This window comes from Pseudomonas defluvii (genome assembly GCF_001695625.1).
Lineage (GTDB): Bacteria > Pseudomonadota > Gammaproteobacteria > Pseudomonadales > Pseudomonadaceae > Aquipseudomonas > Aquipseudomonas defluvii.
The window spans coordinates 1-18479 of the sequence record NZ_MBPN01000097.1 but is presented as its reverse complement, the minus strand read 5'-3'; the positions used below and the strand labels follow the sequence as shown (position 1 = coordinate 18479).

At 56.4% G+C, this 18479-nt stretch carries 29 protein-coding genes; 4 read left to right on the top strand and 25 right to left on the bottom strand.

Features of this window, described 5'->3' with window-relative positions; genetic code table 11:
• Window positions 1-126 precede the first annotated feature (126 nt).
• Window positions 127-612 carry an isochorismatase family protein gene (locus EKA13_RS21180; RefSeq protein WP_065285159.1) on the top strand — a complete coding sequence of 162 codons (486 nt, stop codon included), beginning with the start codon at window positions 127-129 and terminating at the stop codon, window positions 610-612.
• A 118-nt stretch (window positions 613-730) separates the two neighbouring features.
• Here the strand turns inward: EKA13_RS21180 and EKA13_RS28970 are convergent, their stop codons facing one another.
• From EKA13_RS28970 to EKA13_RS21150, 6 genes are all read right to left on the bottom strand, one after another.
• Window positions 731-913, bottom strand: a complete 183-nt coding sequence (locus EKA13_RS28970) for a WGR domain-containing protein (RefSeq protein ID WP_171902217.1) — start codon at window positions 911-913, stop codon at window positions 731-733.
• 130 nt (window positions 914-1043) lie between these two features.
• Window positions 1044-1286 (bottom strand): hypothetical protein, encoded by a 243-nt coding sequence (locus EKA13_RS21170; protein WP_010792703.1) that lies wholly within the window; start codon window positions 1284-1286, stop codon window positions 1044-1046.
• A 147-nt stretch (window positions 1287-1433) separates the two neighbouring features.
• The gene (locus EKA13_RS21165) at window positions 1434-1889 is read right to left on the bottom strand and encodes a hypothetical protein (protein ID WP_010792704.1); all 456 of its coding nucleotides are present in this window, start codon (window positions 1887-1889) and stop codon (window positions 1434-1436) included.
• Between the two features lie 76 nt (window positions 1890-1965).
• The gene (locus EKA13_RS21160) at window positions 1966-2361 is read right to left on the bottom strand and encodes a response regulator (RefSeq protein WP_019438003.1); all 396 of its coding nucleotides are present in this window, start codon (window positions 2359-2361) and stop codon (window positions 1966-1968) included.
• 101 nt (window positions 2362-2462) lie between these two features.
• Window positions 2463-2684: a hypothetical protein gene (locus EKA13_RS21155; RefSeq protein WP_021018443.1), complete on the bottom strand. Its 222-nt coding sequence runs from the start codon at window positions 2682-2684 to the stop codon at window positions 2463-2465.
• A complete protein-coding gene (locus tag EKA13_RS21150) occupies window positions 2681-3007 on the bottom strand; it encodes a hypothetical protein (protein ID WP_010792706.1) in 327 nt (108 codons plus the stop codon). The genes EKA13_RS21155 and EKA13_RS21150 overlap by 4 nt, the downstream gene beginning before the upstream one ends.
• A 150-nt stretch (window positions 3008-3157) precedes the next feature.
• On the opposite strand from EKA13_RS21150, the gene EKA13_RS21145 reads away from it, so the two are divergent.
• Window positions 3158-3490, top strand: coding sequence for a helix-turn-helix domain-containing protein (locus EKA13_RS21145; RefSeq protein ID WP_019438004.1), 333 nt, complete (start codon window positions 3158-3160; stop codon window positions 3488-3490).
• A 44-nt stretch (window positions 3491-3534) separates the two neighbouring features.
• Here EKA13_RS21145 and EKA13_RS21140 read toward each other — a convergent pair whose 3' ends face one another.
• From EKA13_RS21140 to EKA13_RS21075, 13 genes are all read right to left on the bottom strand, one after another.
• Window positions 3535-4107 (bottom strand): hypothetical protein, encoded by a 573-nt coding sequence (locus EKA13_RS21140; protein WP_019438005.1) that lies wholly within the window; start codon window positions 4105-4107, stop codon window positions 3535-3537.
• Between the two features lie 34 nt (window positions 4108-4141).
• Window positions 4142-5260, bottom strand: a complete 1119-nt coding sequence (locus EKA13_RS21135; protein ID WP_010792708.1) for a tetratricopeptide repeat protein — start codon at window positions 5258-5260, stop codon at window positions 4142-4144.
• Between the two features lie 129 nt (window positions 5261-5389).
• On the bottom strand, window positions 5390-5791 hold the full coding sequence (locus EKA13_RS21130; protein WP_228778172.1) for a DUF262 domain-containing protein: 402 nt from the start codon (window positions 5789-5791) through the stop codon (window positions 5390-5392).
• 227 nt (window positions 5792-6018) lie between these two features.
• A complete protein-coding gene (locus tag EKA13_RS21125) occupies window positions 6019-6255 on the bottom strand; it encodes a YheU family protein (protein ID WP_010792710.1) in 237 nt (78 codons plus the stop codon).
• 76 nt (window positions 6256-6331) lie between these two features.
• A complete protein-coding gene (locus tag EKA13_RS21120; protein ID WP_168928563.1) occupies window positions 6332-7387 on the bottom strand; it encodes a COG3904 family protein in 1056 nt (351 codons plus the stop codon).
• A gap of 8 nt (window positions 7388-7395) precedes the next feature.
• Window positions 7396-7719 carry a hypothetical protein gene (locus EKA13_RS21115; RefSeq protein ID WP_019438009.1) on the bottom strand — a complete coding sequence of 108 codons (324 nt, stop codon included), beginning with the start codon at window positions 7717-7719 and terminating at the stop codon, window positions 7396-7398.
• 89 nt (window positions 7720-7808) lie between these two features.
• The gene (locus EKA13_RS21110; protein WP_171886844.1) at window positions 7809-8324 is read right to left on the bottom strand and encodes a hypothetical protein; all 516 of its coding nucleotides are present in this window, start codon (window positions 8322-8324) and stop codon (window positions 7809-7811) included.
• Between the two features lie 308 nt (window positions 8325-8632).
• Window positions 8633-9037 (bottom strand): hypothetical protein, encoded by a 405-nt coding sequence (locus EKA13_RS21105; RefSeq protein WP_019484866.1) that lies wholly within the window; start codon window positions 9035-9037, stop codon window positions 8633-8635.
• 17 nt (window positions 9038-9054) lie between these two features.
• Window positions 9055-9615: a hypothetical protein gene (locus EKA13_RS21100; protein WP_019438011.1), complete on the bottom strand. Its 561-nt coding sequence runs from the start codon at window positions 9613-9615 to the stop codon at window positions 9055-9057.
• On the bottom strand, window positions 9612-9953 hold the full coding sequence (locus EKA13_RS21095) for a hypothetical protein (RefSeq protein ID WP_010792715.1): 342 nt from the start codon (window positions 9951-9953) through the stop codon (window positions 9612-9614). The genes EKA13_RS21100 and EKA13_RS21095 overlap by 4 nt, the downstream gene beginning before the upstream one ends.
• A gap of 744 nt (window positions 9954-10697) precedes the next feature.
• Entirely contained in the window at window positions 10698-11153 is a 456-nt protein-coding gene (locus EKA13_RS21090; protein ID WP_010792716.1) for a hypothetical protein, read from the bottom strand.
• 533 nt (window positions 11154-11686) lie between these two features.
• Window positions 11687-12214, bottom strand: a complete 528-nt coding sequence (locus EKA13_RS21080) for a hypothetical protein (protein ID WP_010792717.1) — start codon at window positions 12212-12214, stop codon at window positions 11687-11689.
• Between the two features lie 1224 nt (window positions 12215-13438).
• Window positions 13439-14053, bottom strand: coding sequence for a hypothetical protein (locus tag EKA13_RS21075; protein WP_021018452.1), 615 nt, complete (start codon window positions 14051-14053; stop codon window positions 13439-13441).
• Between the two features lie 102 nt (window positions 14054-14155).
• Between EKA13_RS21075 and EKA13_RS21070 the strand changes: the two genes are divergently transcribed.
• A complete protein-coding gene (locus tag EKA13_RS21070) occupies window positions 14156-14857 on the top strand; it encodes a YcbK family protein (RefSeq protein ID WP_223198328.1) in 702 nt (233 codons plus the stop codon).
• A gap of 15 nt (window positions 14858-14872) precedes the next feature.
• Here the strand turns inward: EKA13_RS21070 and EKA13_RS21065 are convergent, their stop codons facing one another.
• The 4 genes from EKA13_RS21065 to EKA13_RS21050 form a co-directional block, all read right to left on the bottom strand.
• Window positions 14873-15535: a YiaD family glycine zipper/OmpA-like lipoprotein gene (locus tag EKA13_RS21065; RefSeq protein WP_010792719.1), complete on the bottom strand. Its 663-nt coding sequence runs from the start codon at window positions 15533-15535 to the stop codon at window positions 14873-14875.
• 75 nt (window positions 15536-15610) lie between these two features.
• Entirely contained in the window at window positions 15611-15892 is a 282-nt protein-coding gene (locus EKA13_RS21060; RefSeq protein WP_010792720.1) for a hypothetical protein, read from the bottom strand.
• 18 nt (window positions 15893-15910) lie between these two features.
• Window positions 15911-16420, bottom strand: coding sequence for a hypothetical protein (locus EKA13_RS28145; protein ID WP_206019292.1), 510 nt, complete (start codon window positions 16418-16420; stop codon window positions 15911-15913).
• A gap of 86 nt (window positions 16421-16506) precedes the next feature.
• A complete protein-coding gene (locus tag EKA13_RS21050; protein WP_010792722.1) occupies window positions 16507-17358 on the bottom strand; it encodes a hypothetical protein in 852 nt (283 codons plus the stop codon).
• Between the two features lie 120 nt (window positions 17359-17478).
• Here EKA13_RS21050 and EKA13_RS21045 point away from each other — a divergent pair, with 120 nt between their 5' ends.
• Window positions 17479-17766, top strand: coding sequence for a hypothetical protein (locus EKA13_RS21045; RefSeq protein ID WP_170831735.1), 288 nt, complete (start codon window positions 17479-17481; stop codon window positions 17764-17766).
• Window positions 17767-17775: 9 nt separating this feature from the next.
• Here the strand turns inward: EKA13_RS21045 and EKA13_RS21040 are convergent, their stop codons facing one another.
• Both EKA13_RS21040 and EKA13_RS28140 read right to left on the bottom strand, forming a co-directional pair.
• Window positions 17776-18162, bottom strand: a complete 387-nt coding sequence (locus EKA13_RS21040; protein WP_010792724.1) for a hypothetical protein — start codon at window positions 18160-18162, stop codon at window positions 17776-17778.
• Window positions 18155-18479, bottom strand: a 325-nt coding sequence (locus tag EKA13_RS28140; protein WP_218060851.1) for a hypothetical protein, incomplete at its 5' end; no start/stop codon positions are given. The genes EKA13_RS28140 and EKA13_RS21040, both read right to left, overlap by 8 nt.

The following is an 18479-nucleotide window of genomic DNA, read 5'->3' as shown; positions in this document are numbered from 1 at the left end:
GCCGACCAGCTGCAGTGGCAGTAAGCGACGCAGCTTAAACTCGCTGAAAAACTGTCTTGACCGATGGGTCCACTTTAGTATTCTCTGCTGAGTAAACTTTTCATTTGAAGAAAAATCGGAGCGTTTATGCGCCAGGTTCTGCTCGTAGTCGATATTCAGTCCACATTCAACCCACCGGAATGGTTGGTTGACGGCGTGCAGGCGCTGTCGATGAAGATCCCGACAATTGCGTCTATCGAGCTTCACGATGAACAAGCGACGCCCTTCCAGCGTCAGCTCGGTTGGAGCCCGGCAAGCACTGACAAATGCCTTATCAAGGCCGACAGGGTCTTCGTAAAAAATGGATATGGACAGACCTTAGAAACCATCAAGTACATCAAGGCGCTGGGCGTTGATCGAGTCCTGGTCTGCGGAATACAGACCGAAACCTGTGTCCTCGCAGCTGGATTTGCATTGTTCGACGCTGGCCTCACTCCAACGCTGATAACGGATTTAACGGTGGGTTCGTCTTTGGATCGGTCTGGTCAACTCGGCATTGACCTGTGGGCACATCACTTCCGCAACGTGACAACGGCAGACGAAGTGATTGCAGGGCTGTCAGCGCTGCGTTGAAGGCCTGAGTAGCTCGATCAAGAATCAACATCACCGATGTGCTCGCACTCCAAATTGGCAATATCCGAGCTGACTCGTTGATTGCCTGTTCTGCTTGCAAGGTGTGTTTGCCGTACGCTTACTCAAGAGCCGCGAAGTAGGAGCTCTGGGACTTCACAACCCGTTGAGTTCCGGCTGTCCCAGTACGGCCATAATGCGAGAGGACCACCCAACCACCCGAGGTGGAATTGAGCATCAAGGTGTAGAACTTATTGGAGCTACCTTGCTGACAAAGGTAGTTGTGGGTCTGATTCAGGCTCATGCGGGCTCCCGTTGCATGGGAGTGATGATCCTTCGTTCAGTGAGGTGCCAGAAGCTCGGCTTGGAATGGAGACTCCCGGCTGAGTATCCCCAGGAGGGCCCTGGTGCACTCAGCCGGAGATGGAGGGGAATTACACCGCTGGGGCCAGATCCGGAGCCGGGTGGCCTTTACGGTGGGCGCGGTGGAGATGAGTGGCCCAGGCGACCAGGAGCGCGAAAAGGGTGAACGCCATCCAAAGACTGCCGATGCAGAACCATGCGATCGGATTGAGGGTGGTGCCCTCACCGAACATGAGCGTGGTGGTGAGAGCGCAGGCCACGACAAACAGGGTCATGGCCATGAATGCAACGCGGAGGAAAGACTCGGTGATCATGTGGTAGCTCCTTCGCTAAACCGACATTACTGATTTGGGCTTTCGCCGGGCCAACCTGTCCGGCATGAGCAGAGGTATAACCAGGGTGAGTCTTGTTTCAAGGTGCAGCCTGAAAATACGAACCCCGCCGAAGCGGGGTCACTGTGACTATGGAGTTAGCCGGTCCACGTCGAGTATCGCGTTCAACTGCCCTTGCAGCTGTTTCAAAGCGCCCTCGATGTCACCTTGCTGCAGATTATGGAGTGCACACGATGCCGCAACATGAAGATCCACGTATGCATGCATGAGCGTGTTGTTAGTGGGGTAGGAGGACGCCGGGCCAGGCAGGGAGACCTCGATGTGCTGTGTGTCCTGCTCACTCCAGATGGCCTCACTCTTCAGGCAGGTATCTCCACCTTCAGTCACCAGGACCAACTGGTTGTTGATCTGCAGGAGCTCTTGGCCATTCCAGTTCACTAGGGTTTCGCTACCGTCCTCAAGAGTAATGGTGTCGCCTGTCTTGTGGATTTCACGGGGAACCCAAGCTGGGATCACTTCAAAAGTGCCGGCCAGACGATCACCCGAGATCGGGTGGTAGGGATATAAACGCGAGTTGCTCGACATTCTGTTTTGGCTCCTTATTGATGAACAATGGAGCCATTCTTGAATGCGTTAGGGGGGTGCCACCAGCTGAGTGGTGTCAAACCTCAGGTTCAAATTGCGGGCAGTGTTTCCTTACCGCGGTGAGTAGATCGTCCTGGGTAAACGGTTTGGTGATGTAGTCTGTTGCGCCGTGTTTTTTGCCCAAGGCGATGTCAAACAGGCCATCCTTCGACGAAAGCATCACCACAGGAACTGACTTGAAACTGTCCCGGCTACGAATCAGTTGGCAGGTCTGGTAACCGTTGAGCCGCGGCATGAGGACGTCGATGAAAATGAGGTCTGGTTTAAAGTCCAGAGCTCGGCCGAGACATTCGAACCCGTCGACAACGCAAAGCACCTCGCATCCTGCCTTAGCGAGCATGACTTCGCCCGTTTTTCGGATAGTTCGGGAGTCATCGACAAGCATGACTCGCAAGGGGGATAGATTACTCATAGGGGTCCTCGGGATTACGTGCCATCAATGGCAAGACCGACGAATGTTCGCCGGTCTGTTGCTGATAATCCAGTGAAGTCAGTTTGCTACTTTTCACCGCATCAGAAACGCCGTATTTCCGGATCGAATTCCTGAGCAAGACGCATGGCGTCACTCATCGATTTGAAGCCCGATTGCCGCGAGCCATCGGAAAGACGTACTTCCCACTGCAGGGCCTGATTACCGGCTTTGGAAGGCGCGGTATGGCTCCAGATCCGCGCTCCTGTCTCGTGCTGATAGATGCCTGGCCGGCTTCGGTACCACCCTTGAACGGCCTTGCTCACGCCTCGCCTCCGGATTTCAGCGGGTTTCCAGTGGCAGCATGCATTAGCACCTTTCGCTTTGCCCCGCGCACCAAGCGGTAAATCTCCACTTGGCCTGCAGATATCGCATCTCGCAGGTCTTGCTCATCATGGGGCGTGGCTTCAACTGTCGAGATCGTGTCGACAACCTTGTGCATCTTTCCGTCGGACAGAATTGTGAACGTCGGGCCGGGACAGATCCTTGCGAAGGTACTGGAACTGGGACTCTGGCCAGCCTGGTGCTTCCAGCCATAGAGCACACCTTCTACGGTGTCCGAAAGTTGGGGGGTGTGATTGCGATTCATCAAATAGCCTCGTCAGCCAGGAAATTTCGTGGCTATTTGAACGTTCCGAGAGCTGTGCCAGAACCACTTGGAAAGCAGACCAGCATTTCGAGTTGAATCAGTAACTTTCTTCGATAAAGTCGGGGGTGTCCGTAGCAAAGTGCCTTCAGAATGACTCCTCTCACTCAGATCAAGATCGAACGTGGCCTGTTCAAGGCCCCCGCAACCCTCACCGAGGTGGATCGAAACGCTCTTGCCGTCATCCAGAACCTAGGTGGTGAGATCACGGACGCCGGTATGTTAGGCACGCTGGTTTCGACCAAAGTCGCTTCAGCAAGAAATCAAAGGTTGCTGGGGGGCCGATTAATCAAGCGATTGGAGGGGATGGGGCTGCTGGAGCGCCGGCGGAGTGACGAAAGTGTCTCCCGGTTCGCACTTACAGAATCCGGAGCCGAGCAGGCACGGGCTTCGAAGCTCCCGATCACTGCACGAATTCTGGCGTGACTGGGGGGCGCCTTTGCATAAGGTGCCCCAGTCGGAGAGCCCCTCTACTGGTTCGAAGAGCTCAGGACATTCGCGATAACTGCCAGGCCCAGTGCAGTGAGCTTGACGTCGAAACAACGATCATCAGAGTCGAGCCGGTCCGGCATCTCAGCGACGATGCCCTTCTTCATGCAGGAGAGCGCAACGCGATGCTCTTCTCGATCGCACTCCACTGATTCCGTTTCAGTCAGGTCGTTATCAAAGGACCGCACGAACCGCAGCTGAGGCTCAGTGAGCTTTCCCGCAATTTTGTCAGCGCGAAGCCCGATCAGGTGCGTATGGACCTGGTCTGCAGGGATTTCCAGTTTCGCCCAGGCGGCAAAAGAGGTACGGGTGCTGTTGCTCTCCTGTCCGATGTCGGTGGAGGACTTGGCGTTCAGGCAGCGAAAGCGCAGGCAGTCTTCATCTTCGACGCCGGCGTAGAGCTTGTATTGAGGCCCCTCATCAAGCACTTCCCGCAGTCCAACCTTGCCATCGCTGTAGAACCGACCTTTTCCGATTTCTGACTTTTTCATCAGCAGATCCTTGTTTGAGTGGATGTGTTGCAGTCGAGACTGCTCGTGGAACAGGGTCATCATCCGCCCATCTGTTCTGTGCCAGCAGCCGGGATGATTAGCCCTGGTCGACAGCTTCGTTCGTTTCCTGGATGCACTGATCCAGCTTGCCCGGGCTTTTTCGCTCCGAAAGGGTCTTCACTCCGGCCAGCGCGGATAGCTCAGCTGCTGCCTCTGCGTGTCCATGATTTGCAGCTACGGCATACCAGCAATACGCCTCGAACTGGCCATCAATTGAAGGGTATTTCCCCAGGCTTAGCCCCAGGGCAAACCGATACATCGCCTCTATGTCGCCGTTGTACGCCTTCTGCTTGAGAGACTCCGCTCGTACATCCGCGGGGTCTCCCTCCGTACGAGGCTGCACCACCAGGGAAGCTGACGCGCCGAGCGTGCGCGGTACGCTGAGGCCAGAATTCAACATGCTGAGAGCTCTAGCCGATTCAGAGTCTCCGGCGGCTGCGGCTTGACTCAAGAGATCTTTTGCTCGGGATGGATCGTTGAGGTTGGGTTGGTAAGTGTTATTGAGCAGCAAGGCGAATTCCCGTTTGGCCCTGACGCTGGTCTCTGCAGCTTTCTCCATCAGAGCGGTCCCATATGGGATGTCCTTGGTTACCCCTTTCCCAAGTAGATAGTCCCAGGCCAGCACCCGGGTAGACTCGACATGGCCAAGTCCGGATGCAGTGGTTAGATAAGCCACTGCGAGCTCAGGGTTAGCTGGCACTCCTTCTCCGTTCTGGTAGACCTTGGCCAGCCGGTACAGGGCATCCATGTTCCCCCTGAAGGCGCTTTGCTCCAGCAGTTCGATCATTGCCGTCGTGTCACCGGTGGTAGCTACCTTTTCCGCCTCGGCCAGCGCCTCACGGCCGGAGTCGGGTGCCGGTGTTACTGCAACTGGAACGTTCGGCGTAGAGGAAATCGGGGTCGGAACTGCACCAGCAGGGTAGACCTGAACGTCGGGTTCGATGTCAGCCGTCTGCCTGATCTGAGCGACGGGCAAATCGGCAGGGACTTGCCGCGGTGATGCTTTGAGGATGCGACCAGGTTCCGCGGCGGGTGCTTGGAGTGGTTCTCGCGCAAGAGGCTCGTCGAAGGGGTTTCCCTCCCGTGTGACTTGGGAGGTACAGCCAGATGCGATGAGCGTTAACAGGAAGGTGGTGGGGATGCTCAAGCGTCTCATGCAGAAGGGCTCCTAACCATAGGCTGGCAAGGATTACAGAATCAGCAGAGAGGCCCAACCGAAAGCCAGGCCCGCATTTTCGGGCCCGGCTCTAAACCATAACGGGAAGTATCTGAAGCTCGGTGGACGTTAAGCGTTGAGCAATTCGAGGTCAGCCTCGGTGTGCGGGGTTCCACTGAAGTTCAGTCGGCGATACAGCTCCTTCAGGACCTTCTCGTCATCGGTGTAGTCCATCTCGATGCAGGGGAAGATCAGGTTGTTGAAGCGGCGGCGCTTGTCAGCCAGGCTCAAGTCCTGGAAGAAGATCCCCCCGAAGATGCTGATCTCCCCGTGAAAGAAGCGGGCGATCGCAGTGATTCGCTGTTGACCATCAATCAACCACCCAGACATGGGCTTGTCATGGCCCTGGTCGTCATAGTCGCGCCCATTGATAACGTAGTACCCGGTACCAAGGCCCAAGAAAATCCCCTCAATAAATTGGACCTGTTGGTCGAGGTTCCAGCTGGGCGGACGCTGCCACGGCGGAAGCACCAGGTTCAAAAGCTGACCCTCCTGATCAACGTTAGTGCGGGCCGGGGTCCCCTCCCACAGTGCGCTTATAGAATACGAGCGCTGGTTCCCAGCAAGGATTGGAGCAGGTAGGGAGAGAGAGGACATGGCGATCTCCAGTTGTTGAGCGACCAGGAAAAAGTGGATGCGCACATAATCTGGCAGGTAGGGGTGTGCCAGAAGCCCATGCGAGGAACTGTTGTAGATCGTCAGGTCCAGGCCTTAAGCGTCTCGGCCGGAACCTCGGAGCGGAGAGTCAAGATACATTGCTGGTAGGCCACATCGTAAAGAATGACCGCCTCGCCGATTTTCAGCGCCCTCATCACTCGTTCGATCTTCACGGCCTCAGGAGTGTCGTCACCCCCATCAGTCCCGTCCCTACTCACGAAATCGGCCATGAGGTTGTGAAGCGTTTCAGGCTGTAGCTGGTCGTAGGGTATGAGCATGGGATCACCTCTGAATTGCCTTGAAGGGTGAGGTGATCCTCTGCTGTTGAACGGTGTGCCAGAACCTGCAGTGTTATCAGTCCCTACTCTGGCAGTGCTGCACAAAACTTCTGATCAGATCCCGTTCGGACCTGGCGTCAATCAGGAAGCCGTAGAATGAGTCAGAGCCTGCGGGGTGAAAGCCAAATCCAAGTTGTTCAGCGGACTGCATATCCCAAATCATGCTGGAGTCAGGGGTGAAGGTCGCCGTCAGATAATCACCACTGATCTTGGGAGCGGATTGCAGATGAGGGATGGGGAGAAACTGGCTGTTCACCCTCAGGGTGTAATTCCGCGCATTCCGCAAAATCTCTTGGTTGTTGGTGCCTGCATCGTATAGAGCGGAAATCTTGACGCCGTTGTGACTCGCGCAGGTGACGATCAGCTTGCCGGTACCGTTCCAGGTTTCCTGTTCCCCCTTGAGGTACACAGTTCCTTGCTTGCCTTCGATCCCCCACTGGGGCGATAGAATCCCGTTGTTCACCAATGACAGGCCAGAGGCTTCAGAAATTGGTAAAAGCTGCATCTTGCCGCCACCGACCTGGGCCATCTTTTCGAACAGCAAAGGGCTGACCCCCATACGGATCAGGTAGCTGGTGATGGCAGCGCTGACTACCTGCCCGACATCCAGGTCTGACGTCGAGGTGGTCCGGCGATAAAACCTGTGGATGCCAATACGGGCGTTCTGGTCTGCAAACCGGAAGTGGCCTCCACTGAATGTAAGGACGCAAGCGCTGTAGCAGATCCCGGGCAGAGGCTTGCCATAGTTACCACTGCTTTTTCCGATCGAAGTGTTGATGCCTCTGCGCCGGATCGCTTCACCCAGCTCCATTCCTGCGACCAGGTCCCCACCTGCAGAGTCCAGGTAGAGCATCGGCACCTTCCTGCCTATCTGGTCGAGGGCGGCCAGCATCTCCTGTTTGGTCGAGGTGGTTATTTCGCCTGAAAGGTACAGTTCTGCGGGCGCGGCGGTTCCATCAGGATATGTGCTTTGGAGCACTTTGATCGATGCGCCAGCGGTAGCAGGACTGAACATCAGACCGAGACTAAAGGCTGCGCCAAGAGCCTTCCCGGCCAAGTTTCTGATCTTCATCTGGCGCACTACAGGTCGAACCGTTTGAAGGTCAGCTTTCCTGCCGGAGTGTCTTGGGTGAGGTCTCCATTCTCCAGGATTTCGAAGCGAACGATGCGGTTGCCTTCTTGATCGAGGGCGGTAATTGATCCAGATTCTCTGCTCCAGCTGGACACCTTTACGTCCTGACCATCGGCGCTGATATTCCCTTCTTGGATCACCGCAATACCAACCGTCCTGGCCTGGCCTCCTTCGGATTCCATCGTTGCCTTGTAGGCACCGACAATTGAGTTGTCGCAGCCGGCGATCAGTGTGAGGGACATCACCAAGGCTATTCGTATAAGAGATTGCATGGAGGGCATCTTTGCTTTCCGAGAATAGGGTTTCTACAAAAAGCTAACGGGTTCCCCCGGCCATTCCAGTGAAAATGTATCCCGGAAATTCAGGGCCTACATTTCTGACGCGATCGTGCGGGTAGCGGCTTCGGAATGTCCTGTAGGCCTGCTTTCACCATCCTGCGGTACTGGTCACGTCGGGGAGGGGGAGCAAGGGGTATTTGCTCCGGGGGCGGAATTCCCTCGCGCTGGGCCAGACGAAGCACCGTTTCCTCGTAAGCATCTTGGTAGTTTCGAACGCCAATGCTGACCCTGATTTTAGGGGCGCCGTCGGCGGTTTGATTGGTTGCCCAGTGCGCGCGATAGGGTGGTGACTGGGAAACGATCAAGGAAATACTTGCGATTGGTTTGGAAGAACACGCGGCGCTATGGCTGCCTGGATCGATGCCTAGCTTCTTCTCTGTCAAATCACGCCAATCCATAGCTGCGCGTAGAGCTTCGCTGAGGGAGACCTCGGGGGTGATCTTGAAGGTCTGGTAATAGTCTCGACGATGCTCCTTCGTGCCTTGCTGGATCGTTGGCCTATATCCAACAATCTCGCCGTCCTGGTTCTTCAGAATCACGATCCGACGCATCTGGAACCGTTTGTCATCTCGCCAGCGGCGTTGTCGCATAAGGCGAGGGGCGGTCAGGCGGAGGGTATCAGCGGACGTAGAAGGTATAGGGGCAGGGGAGGCAGAGAGGGGCACTGGCAATGTTCCTTATCCATTGGCCCCACCCATATTGGGTAGGGCCATCCGAAGTTCGATATGTTCGCAAACATCGAGGGGGATTCAATGCCATTTGTCGGTCCGGAATTTCGGACACTGAGGCTCACCAAAGGAACGATGGCGGGCAAGCATTCTCCTTAAAGTGGAGCGAGATGCCGAGGCTACACGTCTATCTCAATGGTTTGCGCCTGGATAACGCCAATCAGTTGGTGAAGGCGATTAGCCAGGTCACGACGCGCATCAGAAGTGACAATTCGACCATCGCCGTATAGGCCCTGCATGATGGATTGAAGGCAGCGGAGCTGCTCACCTTCGAGAAAGAACCCCTTCATGCTTTCAAAGCTCGGTGGAAAGAGGTCTCGCCAGTGAGTGATCTGCTCGGTCACATCCCAAGCTGACGAGCAGGTGGTTTTCCATCGGCCGGAGCACTCATCTTCATCTGGGGGATACCACCTGACGACTGCCTGGGTTCCATCCTTGAATAGCCCCTGAAGTGCTTCAGATCGGGTCGTGTAGTGATCGGTGTTTGTGGCCGCTGGCGCGATGAGTACGCTGATCCAAGGCATGCTGCCTCTCCCGTGTATTAGGCCCGGCGTTTTGTCGTCGGAGATAGTTGTTCGAGGGCGTTCAGCAATCGCTGCGCATCATTCGTGCGGATCTGAACCACCTCTGCGCCACCGGCAATGCCGGCGCGGAGTTGGCTCGGTACTTTCGCTTTGAGCAGCGTACGGACTACTGCTTTTGCCGCGGCGACAGGGCGATCCTTGCGGGGCTTCCTCTGTCTGTCTTCCTCCTGAGCCGCTTCCTGAATCACAGCCATAACGTCCTGGCCTGTGGCCTCAGCAACACGCATTGCCTTGTGTGCTGAGGCAATGGACGCTTTTCGGTTGGCCACCATTTCCACCAGCCCAGTCGGTGCTTTGGAAAACTCAAGTAAGGTTTTCACATGCCGCAATGATCGGCCTGCGATCGCTGCGATCTCGATGTCCATACAACCAGCCTGGCTAAGGTTCATATACACCTGCGCAGCCAGGTGCGGGCGAAGGCCCGCAAGAGCTATCCGGAACGCCTGCACTACTGCTGCAGGAATCGACTCGCCGGAGGTCAGAGAGGTCTTGACCTCTTCATATGGCAGATCTTTCACGCCTCACCCTCCCGCGAAATGATATCGACCTTCGTGCCGGCGCAATCGACTACGTAGGTGTAGTCCTCACTGGTATCGGCGGAGGTGTCAAAAGTGCCCTTGAAGTCCTCGTCGCCGTAGCTACGAGAGCGCGGAACGAGCACCGGGTAGTAGTCGGTGGAATGACGGGTATCGCGGACACCGATCATCAGTCGCTGATCCAGGGTGATGAGCTTCTGCCTTTCCTCGTTGACCTTCACGAGCACGGCCTTCAGGTCGGCGGGCAGAATCTCCAGGTCGAACTGTTGGAGAGCTTCCAGTTGATCGAATAGGGCTTGGAGCTGGTTGGTATGGAACATGGGATTCTCCTTCTGGGAACGTGGAGTAATCCTCACGCCTGCGGGGCTGTGCCAGAACCCCCTTATGGAATGACACAAGGTGTTCTTTTTTCTGGAATTCAGGTCGTTAACTTCCTTAAGGCGAACTGTAATCGCGAAGGAGAGATCAGACTTTGAAGTGGACCTTGGTAGTTGTCACCTTTCTACAAGGTGGTTATGGCACTCCAGCAGGAGTGCAGTACCCCATCGTTTCCGTTACCCCGTACCAAAGCCAGGCCGAATGCGTAACGGTCCTCAACGCCATCATGGATATGTCGGGCTATCAATCTCGGGCGAAGTGCGTCCCGCCGCCGGCAAAGATTCCGGCGAAAGAGGCGGCCGTTAAGTAGATCGGAGTGCGAAAGGGGCCGCCCTTTGGGCGGTCCCTACATTTTCGTGATGTGAGACTGTCTCAGTCTAGTGGAGAGTGGCTGGCGCTCTCAGGATCGGTGCGTAGGGGCTCTCTGCGAGGAGTAGGCGGCGGCGTGTTTTCTTCGCTCTTCTGCTCTCGAGAAGTGCTGGCGTGCGCCGCTGATATTTCTTTGGCGACGATACGAACCATTACGCTATCGGTAATGAGTCCATAGAAGGTGCCGTGCAACTCCAGAGGATGTGCAATTCGATTCAAGAACTGGCTCCGTGTTTCTGATCTCCACAGGGACGAACATACAGCATTGGTGCATGGTCGCCCCTTCAAAAACGGCCACTCAAGGTAGCCCCGTTTCATCATGCTGCTTGGGTTTGGTTCTCAGTGGCACTGCCCTTGACTTTGGCCAGTTTGTCCATGAAACCAGCCAGGGGCATGTCCTGCAGATCGGAAATTCGATCGCGCAGAATCGACCAGCGTTCTTCTTCCTCCATGGCCATGTACTGGCTGCGATAGCGGCATCCATCCAGGATGAGTTCAGTCGCGGTCGCGCGGTCGACTACGAAGACGACCTTGCCATCAAGCTTCAGGTTCTCCCTTGCAAAAACCTCAGAGATGCTGTCTTCCGGGTCTAGCGTGGCGTAGAAGCGGCCGCGGAGAAAGTCACCTTGGAACGTGGTCTGGCCCAGTAGTGGGCGAGCTGCATTCATCAAAATGTGCCCTGAGGGTGTCTCGGTTCCGTGATCCAGGTTGGTAGTAACCGCAACCGGAGCATGGGCCAGGAAGGAAAGCAGGTTGGATTGAGCGTATTGCATGGGGAGGTCCTCTGTCTGGGATAGGCCCAGTATCAGCAGGGAAGGGCTGTGCCAGAACCGCTGTCAGAATTTCACAGGGTCAACTTGACGTGCATCGCTCAAACGCTTCTGTACCTTGGACGCATCACTGGTGACGCCAGATCCTGGCAAAGAGAGGCCCCCTTGATACGTCGAATTGCCGTAATGGCAACCCTTACCATCGCTGCCGGTTGCAGCTCCCACGCTACGTCGGAAACTCCCACGTCCTTGAATGGCCAGGTATCCGCGCAGCCCACTCCCTTGACTGCAAGCCAAGCCCGTTCGTTGGCATTCGATGACTGCAATTACATCGTCGACCACCTGGCTAGCACCCACAAAGATTCCGCACGGGCTCGAGCGTTGAATTACTGCATGGGCGTGGACGTCGCTAAGTTCGGCATGAACTGATCTGGTCGATCAGCCAAGAAAAGAAAACCCCGCACCTGTGAAGGTAGCGGGGTTTTTGTTGGCTCCAACTTTGAAATCCAGCAAACCGAAAGGCCAGCTGGTGACAATCAAGCAGCGGATGCGTACTTGGCGTCGATGTTTTGGAACTGATCCAGCATTTCCCGGTAGCTGATCTCGCCGCAATTGTGCCGCGTGATGAACTCCAGGCGCTCGCACCCTTTCTTCCACTCGACCGTAGATGCAACCCGATCGAGGGTATCTGGAGATGCCACCATACGAAAACCGGCGCAGAAGGCGTCTGATACGACTTCGTCCAGAGTTGTGCAGGTGTGATGGGTAATCCAGCCGTGCAGACCGAAAGCCTGGTAGCGGAATTTACCGGGTTCTGAGGCATCAGGAAGAACCAGCGCCCATTGGTTCCCGGACCAATGTTTGAGGATCAACCCTACGCCAACCCGATCCAGTTCGTTGTACAAGGCGGTCAGGGCTTCGTGCCGCTCCATACTTTCCCGGAGCATTTGGCGGACCGAAGGCGATAGACCAGCTTGATCGGCATGGAGGTCTTCGCCATCCCCGAAGGTTTGGCGGACCGCCCTTGCCTGCTCGATGAAGCGATTTCGAAGGTCTTTATCCATGAGAACTCCAAGGGAGCACTCAAGCCCAGGGCATGATGTGCCCCAGGTTGGGTTAGAGGACGCGCCGGCGGATGCCAGGGCGCTCGAACCACGCTATGCGCGGTGTGCTGCTCCTGGCCAACCAGGTTGTCTTCATCCACAGATTGACTTCACGACATGGCCGGCCGGAAAGGCGCACGTCATCAGGCGAGCAGCTTGAGAGTTGCCCGACAGGTCTCACTTCGAGGATTTGAGTAAGTCGACTGTAGTCGAGTCACTCGGTGTGCACGAATGTGCAGTGGTTGGAGCCAGCGGTGACTCCCCGATTGAAAACTGAAACTCAGGTCTCAGCCGGGGCCAGATGAACACCCTAGAGTTCTAGCGCGTACATCTGGTGCTTAAAGTCCAAGGACTCAAGCAGGAAGCATGTTTTTTGTATCACCACGCCCTACCCATCGCAAGTCAAACTGAGGCCTATTTTCTTACTCTAACGCGGTCGAGCCCGGTTTAGAGGTATGTACTGCGAGTGTTCGTCTCTCAGTACCCGGCCGAGGCTCCATCCTTCCTCAAGCGAAGCCAGGTCATCCCAGGCGATCGGGGTCAGACTGGCATTCCACCCTGCCTTAACGTCGCTGGTGTAATGGAGCGATCCATCGGGATGAAGCCGGACTATCAGTGCGTCTGGCGGTGATTGGATGTTGTGTCGACGAGTGAATCGGAAGCAAGCCGAGCATTCACCGCCGCCGGAGCACACATCGAAATGACTACCCCACTGAGCAATGGCCGTATTCATCGATTCCCGAAGCCCTGCAAATGTCCGCGGCCGGAGTGCGCAGCGGGGTTGAGGGTCAATCGAATCGATGCGTAAGCGATTCCTTCCGTCGCCATCAGGGCCACGCGGATCGCAGCTTGGGCCTTCCAGGTATATTGGCACTGTGGTCTCCTCAGGCAGCTGTGGCAATGGTGCTGGTTGGGCAGGAGCGCTCTGCCAGGCGCAGCTTGCGTGCTAGATCCTTGTCCGCTCGCCAATCGCTTGGCGTGTACGAGGCGAACACCGGAGGGCAGCCTGGCCGGCTGAAACGTAAGTGTGTTCCCCGGGTGATGGAGATTTCCCAGAGAGGATGTGCTTTCTGTAGTTCTCGGAGACGTTTCATGTGATGGGATTCCAGTTTGAGTACGCCCATCGTGATGCTCGAGGATCTGTGCCACCAGCTGATAAAAATCAGGCCCCGAAGGGCCTGACATTCAGAAGTCGATCGGTGATTCTTGGGGGCAGCGCGCCAGATGCAAGCCGAGTTGAATCGAAACGATCTCGGCCAGGTCCTCTTTCGTCAGGGGCGCGTCGCCAATCGCCAAGCCAGAACGAAGTACGTGTGCACCATTCTTTGCCTTCCAATCGATCGCGACAAAATGAAGCCCTGGAACTTCGTTGAGCGGAGGAGCAAGGCCCCAGGTCTGTGTAGTCCGCGCGAAACCGGCCAGGCAAGCGATTACTGTATTTTTCTTGCCTAGATCTCGCTGAGATGCCTCCGGAAGCGAGTCGAATTCGGCTACTGTGCCGAGATACTGCTCGAACGGCTTGTGTTTCGGATCTCGTCGAAGCAGTTCCGCGATGATCCCATCACCACTCACTACGGAGCGGTAGAGATCCTGGGAAACCATTGCGGCCACCCGGGGACCGCGGTGGATGTTCACAGAGTAAAACCAGCATCGAACCGCAGAAATGGCTGGGGTTTCTGGGTCCATCTGCCAGCCTGATTTCTCCATAGCGGCCGCGACACGCTTCCGCATCGCTTCATTAAGTTGGTGCATCGAGGTACCTATCATCTGTTTGGGAGCACCGATCTTGGCATTAACCAAGTGTGCCACCAGCTCGGGAAAAGCCACGGTCGTTTTGAGTTGAATGACGCGATGCGCCAGCTATCGTGGGCTCCGACTTTCGGAGTTCATCGGATACAGGCGTTGAAACCATCGACCATTACCCGACGGCAACTGCTTGCAGCATTTCTCGCCGCGCCAGCCGCACTCACATTGAGCCAAGCCCTCGGCAGTGTCCCCTCAGGACGTAAATACGATTGGCGTGTGGTAGCGCTAAACCGAGATCGTTGGCTTGATCTTGAAAGGCCTGATAGCGGTGAGAAGGCATCTTTCTGCTACTTTCGCGGAGGGAAGGGCTGGGACGTTGGTGGATACCAGAAAGCCTGCAGCATTCTGCGAGACGTGAAATTCAAATCAACCGTTCGCATGAGCCCGAAGCTACTTGATCTGCTTTACCTCATCCAGGTCTGGTTGAGGATCAACCGATTGCCCTACAAGATCCTTGTGAACAGTGGGTACCGCACCCCACAGCACAACTCCAAATTGGAGGGCGCAGCCAAGCAATCACTTCATATCAAGGCGATGGCCGCGGATATTCGCATACCAGGCTTGTCCGTCGACAACCTGGGAAAGCTGGCCCAGGCTATTGGCGTCGGAGGTGTGGGCTTCTATCCCACGAAGGGATTCATCCATGTCGACGTCGGCAAGGTTCGAACCTGGCGCGTGGCCGAATCGACCGTCCTGGAGCCAGAATACTGGATTGTGGAGCTACTCGATCCTTCGACCGATGCTCAGTGGCTGGCCAACCTTGCGCCTGATTGGCCAGAACTTGAAATGCTCGCTTGACCTTCAGCAGCCGCCCTAGATCGCGCTTATTCGCAACTCCACCCGGCGATTGGCTTGGCGACCGGCGGGTGTTTCATTTCCTGCGACCGGCATCGAATCGGCCACCCCGCGAATTGCAATCCGGTCAGCCTGAATTCCACCTGCGTAAAGGAACTGTCCAACCGCCTGCGCTCGGTTGTAGCTGAGACGAAGGTTATTTTGGAACGGACCGGTGTTGTCCGTATGGCCGGTGATTTCAATGCGAAGGTTACCTTGGTTCCGCAGCGATTCGGCCAGTCGCGCTAGGGACGGGAAAGCCTGACTTTGCAGATCTGCCGATCCAGTGCTGAACGTAATGTCCGCGGGCGCGCTCACCACGAGTGCCTGGGTGGTGTTCGCATCATCCACCTGCTTTTCAACGGTGAGGCCTGTCCCTTTCAGCTTTGCCTCTAGCTCGCCATGCTTACGGTCGAGGATGAACCCGGTGCCACCGCCGATACCAGCACCAATTGCCGCACCAATGAGGGCTGCACGACTATCGCCGATCGCCGCGCCAATTAGGCCGCCTGCAACAGTCCCTACTACGGCCCCGACGGCGGTCCGGTTAATTTCACGCTCACCGGTCATGGGGTTGGTCGCACAGCCGGCCAGGCAAGCGAGCATTACGAGGACGCTGAAGGGTTTGAGCAGTTTGTTCATGCTGGAGCTCCTTGAGATGGAGCTCCATGTTGATGGTAGGCAAGGTGTGCCAGAAGCAGCCCCTTGCAATACCCCTCAGCAGCCGATTCCTTGCGCCAGGCGATTGCAGCGCAATGCCAGCTTGTGCTGGTAATCGGTCCCGGTGCAGGTACTCTCAAGTCGAATGAGTTGCTCCAGAGTGACTGCCTGGTTACCCGCTTTGTGGACCGCTTCGGTCAGGCTGGTGCACATCCTCACCACGTAGTTTGGCGCGCTGTACTGGGGATGGCGCGAAAAGTCGTCCGCATCGTGGCCTCGTTTGGTCAACGCTTGCTGGATAATGCTCGAGTACGGTTCGTTTACGGATTGAGTGCTCATGGATTGAGAGTCCTGGAATCAGCCAGCAAAGTGAGAGTGGGCCGTAGTATCCACCACACGGTAGGCCACGATTTGAGCGTGTGGGTTGTAACCACTGTGGTTCCAAGCGAAGGCCTGTGCACTGCCGGTGTGCCGCTGGCCGTTGCGGAAGATCACTTCGACTTGGCTCGCTTCACTGAGCCCGTGTGGAAGGTGAGGACCTGTGACAGGCGATCCACCCCAGGTTAGGTATCCATCCTGCAGCGCAGCTTGCAGAGCTTGCTCGGCGATTATGTTCTGCACCAGGTCGAACTCGGCGCGTGCTGCTCCATCTCGAGTCTCAAAGATGAAGTCGCCTTCCTTGCCCAAGTCGGTGCGGCGGCGGTCACAGACAATACGCCACTTACCGTCCGGATAGTTGTTGCTGACGCAGCCGCAAGCCCCGCTTGGGTAACGAAGATTGGATACGTACCAGCCTCCATGACGCCACTTCGAATAAAACGGTGTCCAGCTTTGGTCTTGGGTTTGGTCTCGTTGAATCGGTTGCATTATCTACCTCAGATGAAGGCCTTGTTGGATGGAGTAATCCTGAGGGTGACGGTTGTGTGCCAGGGTCCTCAGCACAACCAGAGCGTCTAACGGGTTAGCTTGAAGGGCCACCCGCAGTCGAAATCTGTCTCACCCATTGGCTTCGCCTGAGGTGAAAAGAAATCCACCTGCCGTTCTGCATGATCCAGGGCGGCATCAAGTCTGGGCAACGTTTTGGAGAAACGGGTAGCACTGGTGCCATCGAACGAATGCGCGCCCGCGGCTGCGCAGAGGTGGATTCGTTTCGCGCTGTTCACCCGGCCAATGTGGTAGTAGCAGTTCCTTCGTCTTGCCAGGACACCCCATGCGTTGGCCGTTGCCAACTTCCACTCCGTCGACCCACCAAGGAAGATTCCGCATGCCGGGTTGAGATACTCTCGTACATCGTCGGGCTCCATGCCATCTTGCACCGCCAGCAAAGTCAGGGTGGGAATCCCTGAAAGTCGTTCCTTCCATTTGAGGCTGAACTCCAGTGATCTCATCCCACCGGCCACAATGTCAGGCAGGATGAAAAAGTCGCTTCCCTCGCCGAGCAGGTCGATTGCTCGCCCAAATGCGCGCTCATCAAATGGACGTCCTTGCTGAAATGCTGTCCAAGCGCCGTTGTCCAGGCAGTACCGGAAATCTTCCGTCCGTAATACTCCAGTTGGACTCACCAGCAGTCGCCAGCCAGCCTCACGCATGGCGGCAAGATTCTGCTTGGTACCAGTTCTGCTTGCGTAGGAGACCATCTCGCGGCGATGTACGGGCAGCCGCTCCTCACATTCCGGTTCCAGATCAGCACTGCCATCGAGGTTGTAGTAGTCGGCATACGCCATAACAGCCTGGGAGTACCCGACTCGGCTTCCCTCCTTGTAGGGGGTCATCCAGCTTGGCGGGGTGAAGGCGGCGTCTTGCATGTTGAGCTCCATGAGCAGAATTCATGCAAATGGTGACTCGCCCTGAGTGTGCCACCAGCCGGTTATGATCAGGATTCGTATGGTTTTGAGGCTGCAAATATGCGCTACCCGAATTCCCTCATGACAACCTATTTCAACGGCTGCGCCGGCGGGCAATCTGAACCATGCGTCGTTATTTTTCGCGACGAAGAGGTGGTAATCGAATACACCCGCAAGGGGCAACCCTCCACATATCGGGGACACCTGAAGGACGGCATCTACTCTTTGCGGTACTGGCCAGAAGCAGATGGATTTGTTGGGGAGGCCACCCTATGCGCACCAGAGGGGAACCTCATGGACGGAGACTGGTGCGAGCAGGAAGGCGGCAGCAAGGATGTGGGCACCTGGGAAATCGAACTCAGAAGGTAGGGCCGCCGATCAGCGGCCCGGGTGATGCCTCCGGTTCCACTCTTTGATGATCCCTTCCGGAACCTGAGCACACTCAGCAAGATCGTCGATTCCGAGACGTTGGGCGAATCGTTTGATCCGCCAGGACTCGCTCGGGTAGCTTGCTGCCGTGTACTGGGGTTTGAGCCAGTTCAGGGCCTGGGCGGCATTCTGAAAACAACGCCGCCCGCTATAGCCCAATGCCGGGCCGATCACCACGGCTGTGATGGCCAGTCTGTCACGTGGATTGATCGACTCCAGTAGCGTGATGAGAGGGCTTTCCGGCTTCTTGAACTCAGGTACACGTCCTGTCCGAACATACTGGGCGTGAAGCCTGGGATTCCGTGCCATCAGGTGCAGCGCTTTTCGATCAACCATGATGGTCCTCTTCGATCAGATCCTGGGTCGGCAAAACGGTATTCAGGTTCACCCAGCGCACCATCTGAGCGTCGGGAGATTCCCCACCGTAGACTCGCTTCCTCCAGGCCGGGAAAAGGAATTCGCCGCTCTCCTGATCTTCCTTCTCCTCCGCCTGGAGCCGATCAACCTCTGTGTTGGCGATGTACACGATTGTGTTGCCATCTTTCAGGGGCCGGCCGCGGAGCGCCTCGATACCCTTAAAGTGGACCCATCGGTCAAGACAGTTTTTCAGCGAGTTTAAGCTGCGTCGCTTACTGCCACTGCAGCTGGTCGGC

Excerpts from the sequence above, each read along its gene's own strand:
- EKA13_RS21180 (WP_065285159.1), top strand. The coding sequence starts at position 127 with ATGCGCCAGGTTCTGCTCGTAGTCGATATTCAGTCCACATTCAACCCA.
- EKA13_RS28970 (WP_171902217.1), bottom strand. The coding sequence starts at position 913 with ATGAGCCTGAATCAGACCCACAACTACCTTTGTCAGCAAGGTAGCTCC.
- EKA13_RS21170 (WP_010792703.1), bottom strand. The coding sequence starts at position 1,286 with ATGATCACCGAGTCTTTCCTCCGCGTTGCATTCATGGCCATGACCCTG.
- EKA13_RS21165 (WP_010792704.1), bottom strand. The coding sequence starts at position 1,889 with ATGTCGAGCAACTCGCGTTTATATCCCTACCACCCGATCTCGGGTGAT.
- EKA13_RS21160 (WP_019438003.1), bottom strand. The coding sequence starts at position 2,361 with ATGAGTAATCTATCCCCCTTGCGAGTCATGCTTGTCGATGACTCCCGA.
- EKA13_RS21150 (WP_010792706.1), bottom strand. The coding sequence starts at position 3,007 with ATGAATCGCAATCACACCCCCCAACTTTCGGACACCGTAGAAGGTGTG.
- EKA13_RS21145 (WP_019438004.1), top strand. The coding sequence starts at position 3,158 with ATGACTCCTCTCACTCAGATCAAGATCGAACGTGGCCTGTTCAAGGCC.
- EKA13_RS21140 (WP_019438005.1), bottom strand. The coding sequence starts at position 4,107 with ATGATGACCCTGTTCCACGAGCAGTCTCGACTGCAACACATCCACTCA.
- EKA13_RS21135 (WP_010792708.1), bottom strand. The coding sequence starts at position 5,260 with ATGAGACGCTTGAGCATCCCCACCACCTTCCTGTTAACGCTCATCGCA.
- EKA13_RS21125 (WP_010792710.1), bottom strand. The coding sequence starts at position 6,255 with ATGCTCATACCCTACGACCAGCTACAGCCTGAAACGCTTCACAACCTC.
- EKA13_RS21120 (WP_168928563.1), bottom strand. The coding sequence starts at position 7,387 with ATGAAGATCAGAAACTTGGCCGGGAAGGCTCTTGGCGCAGCCTTTAGT.
- EKA13_RS21115 (WP_019438009.1), bottom strand. The coding sequence starts at position 7,719 with ATGCAATCTCTTATACGAATAGCCTTGGTGATGTCCCTCACACTGATC.
- EKA13_RS21105 (WP_019484866.1), bottom strand. The coding sequence starts at position 9,037 with ATGCCTTGGATCAGCGTACTCATCGCGCCAGCGGCCACAAACACCGAT.
- EKA13_RS21095 (WP_010792715.1), bottom strand. The coding sequence starts at position 9,953 with ATGTTCCATACCAACCAGCTCCAAGCCCTATTCGATCAACTGGAAGCT.
- EKA13_RS21090 (WP_010792716.1), bottom strand. The coding sequence starts at position 11,153 with ATGCAATACGCTCAATCCAACCTGCTTTCCTTCCTGGCCCATGCTCCG.
- EKA13_RS21080 (WP_010792717.1), bottom strand. The coding sequence starts at position 12,214 with ATGGATAAAGACCTTCGAAATCGCTTCATCGAGCAGGCAAGGGCGGTC.
- EKA13_RS21065 (WP_010792719.1), bottom strand. The coding sequence starts at position 15,535 with ATGAACAAACTGCTCAAACCCTTCAGCGTCCTCGTAATGCTCGCTTGC.
- EKA13_RS21060 (WP_010792720.1), bottom strand. The coding sequence starts at position 15,892 with ATGAGCACTCAATCCGTAAACGAACCGTACTCGAGCATTATCCAGCAA.
- EKA13_RS28145 (WP_206019292.1), bottom strand. The coding sequence starts at position 16,420 with ATGCAACCGATTCAACGAGACCAAACCCAAGACCAAAGCTGGACACCG.
- EKA13_RS21050 (WP_010792722.1), bottom strand. The coding sequence starts at position 17,358 with ATGCAAGACGCCGCCTTCACCCCGCCAAGCTGGATGACCCCCTACAAG.
- EKA13_RS21045 (WP_170831735.1), top strand. The coding sequence starts at position 17,479 with ATGACAACCTATTTCAACGGCTGCGCCGGCGGGCAATCTGAACCATGC.
- EKA13_RS21040 (WP_010792724.1), bottom strand. The coding sequence starts at position 18,162 with ATGGTTGATCGAAAAGCGCTGCACCTGATGGCACGGAATCCCAGGCTT.